Origin of the sequence: Stackebrandtia sp., from assembly GCF_035643755.1 — a bacterium.
Classification (GTDB): Bacteria; Actinomycetota; Actinomycetes; order Mycobacteriales; family Micromonosporaceae; genus Stackebrandtia.
Genome location: NZ_DASQPW010000015.1, coordinates 1 through 2,290 on the forward strand (window position 1 = coordinate 1; position 2,290 = coordinate 2,290).

Here is a 2,290-nt window from a genome sequence, read left to right on the forward strand (position 1 = left end):
GAACGTCGGGGCGGTGGCCGGCGGCGCCTCACCGCCGCGGTCACGACCGGGTCGCCCGGGTTCCGGCATGCGGCGCGCGTGGGGACCGCGATCGCGCTGGCGATGGCGCTCGCCACCGGGCTCCGCCTGCCGTACGGGTACTGGCTGCCGATCACGGTCACGTTCTGCCTGCGCGACTCCTACGGCGGCACGGTGGAGCGGGTGGTCAAACGGGTCGGGGGCGCGACCGTGGGCGGCACCGGTGCGGCTCTGGCGCTGGCGGTGGCACCCGGCCAGGCGACGCTGATCACCCTCATCTTCGCCGGCGCGGCGCTGGGGTTCGCGCTCTCGCCGGTCAACCACGCGTACTGGGTGATGTTCGCGACCCCGCTGGCGATGCTGCTCATCGACTTCACCCAGCCGCTGTCCTGGCGGGCCGCGGCGTTGCGCATCGCGCTCACCGTCGCCGGCGGCGCGATCGCGCTGGCCGCGGCGCGGACCCTGTGGCCCGCCGGCACGCTCCGCCTGCTGCCCGAACGCCTGGCGCGGCTGTTCCATACCCATGCCGACCTGGCGCGTACGGTCGCCGCGCGGTTCGAGGGCCGACCGGGCGTACCGGCACACCAGAGCCTGGCGGAGGCGGCGTCGGCGGCGATCGAGGTCGAGGATTCGACGCTGCGACTGGCCCAGGAGCCATCGCCGCCTGACGAGCTGCTCCGGCGGCTCCGCGACACGACCGCGACCGCGCGGCGGCTGCGCGACTATCTCCGCACACTGGGAGCGCTGGCCAAGGAGGAACCCGTGGACGCCGGTCCCGTTCCGGCCATCCTCGAACGCGTGGCCGACCACCTGGACGCGCCGGACGATGACGATTTTGAGCTCGACGACCTCCTGGGCGAGCTGGACGACCACCTGTCGGGCCTGTGCCGCCGGCGGCGCGCCCAGATCACGGACGGCGCCGGTGTGGACACGGTGACCTCGCTGCGGGAGGCGCTGGTCGAGGTCGCGGGTGCCCGGCACGCGCTGCGCGCCCTCGCCGTGGACGCGGAGCGGCTCACGGAGGAGGGCCGGGCGCTGACTTCCTAGTACTGCAACGGCACTCGGGTGAGTGGGTAGCCGCGTCGTTTGTAGTGGCTGAGGCGGGCTTGGTGCTGGCGTCTACGGCGCCAGTTCGACCAGGACCAGGTGTGTTCGGCGGTGTGGAGGGTGCGTTGGGCCAAGTTGATCAACAGGCGCCGGATCTCTGGTAGCGTGAAGTTGATCATGTCTGACTCGCTGGGATCGGCGCCCCTTTTGTGGTTAGGGATCGGGCCACCGCCAGCCAGGCGTGGGCGAGCATCGACAAGGTGATGTGGGCGTACCAGGCCCGCCAGGTGCGGACCTGGTAGTGGTCCAGGCCGGCTTCGTTCTTGGCTTGCTGGAAGCACTCCTCGATCCGCCATCGGGCGCCGGCGGTCCAGGCCAGGTCGGCGAGGCTGGAGCGGCGGGGGCCGTAACAGACGTAGTAGCCGATCTGGGCGGGGTCGCTGATCGAGCGGCGGGCCAGCAGCCAGTGGCCCCGGCCCCGCGCCCAGCCGATGCGGATCGGGATGCGCGCCCAGTCGTACTCGCGTGGCCCATGCGCGCCGGCGCCGGCCGAGATCCGCCGCCACGCCCGCGCGGGCAGTGCGGCGATCAGGTCATCAGCACGGGCCTGGCCGCCGGTGATGGTGATCAGGGTGTCGTTGCGTTTGGTGGCCAGCACGTGCGCGGCGTCGCGTTCTTCCAGCCACACCCGCAGGTATTTCACCTGCCCGTAGGCCTCATCAGCGGTGATCCACGAGAACGGCACACCCGCGGCAAAGGCGCGGGTCAGCATCGCCATCGCCTGACGCGGCTTGGTGGCGAACCCGACCTCATCAGGAACTCCTGCGGACCGGCACCGGTCCCGATCCTCAGTCCAGGACTCCGGTAGGTACAGTTCCCGGTCGATCAACGCGTGCCCCCACGAACAGGCATAGGCAAGGAACGTCCCGATCTGGCAATTCTCGGTACGGCCCGCCGTTCCTGAGTACTGCCGCTGCACCCCCGCCGACCGCACGCCCTTCTTCAAGAACCCGGTGTCATCGATGATCAGCACGCCCTCACGATCACCCAGGTGGGCGACCACGTAATCCCGCAGATCATCCCGGACCCCATCGACGTCCCAGTCCGCCCGCCGCAACAACCGCTGCATCCCATCCGGCGACACCTCACCCGAGCGTTCGGCCAGCGTCCAGCCGTTCTTGCGCTCCAACCCCGCGACCAGCCCGGACATGTACTCCCGCGCCCG

At 71.0% G+C, this 2,290-nt stretch carries 3 protein-coding genes; 1 reads left to right on the forward strand and 2 read right to left on the reverse strand.

What is annotated here, in order from left to right; all coding sequences use genetic code 11:
- Nucleotides 1-1,065 (forward strand): FUSC family protein (locus VE172_RS01090; protein WP_324795919.1); only part of this gene is annotated, 1,065 nt, incomplete at its 5' end.
- On the opposite strand, the gene VE172_RS25325 is transcribed toward VE172_RS01090, so the two are convergent.
- On the reverse strand, nt 1,062-1,244 hold the full coding sequence (locus tag VE172_RS25325; RefSeq protein WP_349258214.1) for a hypothetical protein: 183 nt from the start codon (nt 1,242-1,244) through the stop codon (nt 1,062-1,064). The genes VE172_RS01090 and VE172_RS25325 overlap by 4 nt on opposite strands.
- On the reverse strand, nt 1,241-2,290 hold a 1,050-nt coding region (locus VE172_RS01095; protein WP_324795921.1), incomplete at its 5' end, for an IS701 family transposase. The genes VE172_RS25325 and VE172_RS01095, both read right to left, overlap by 4 nt.

Coding starts and splice junctions, on each gene's coding strand:
- VE172_RS25325 (WP_349258214.1), bottom strand. CDS start 1,244: ATGATCAACTTCACGCTACCAGAGATCCGGCGCCTGTTGATCAACTTG.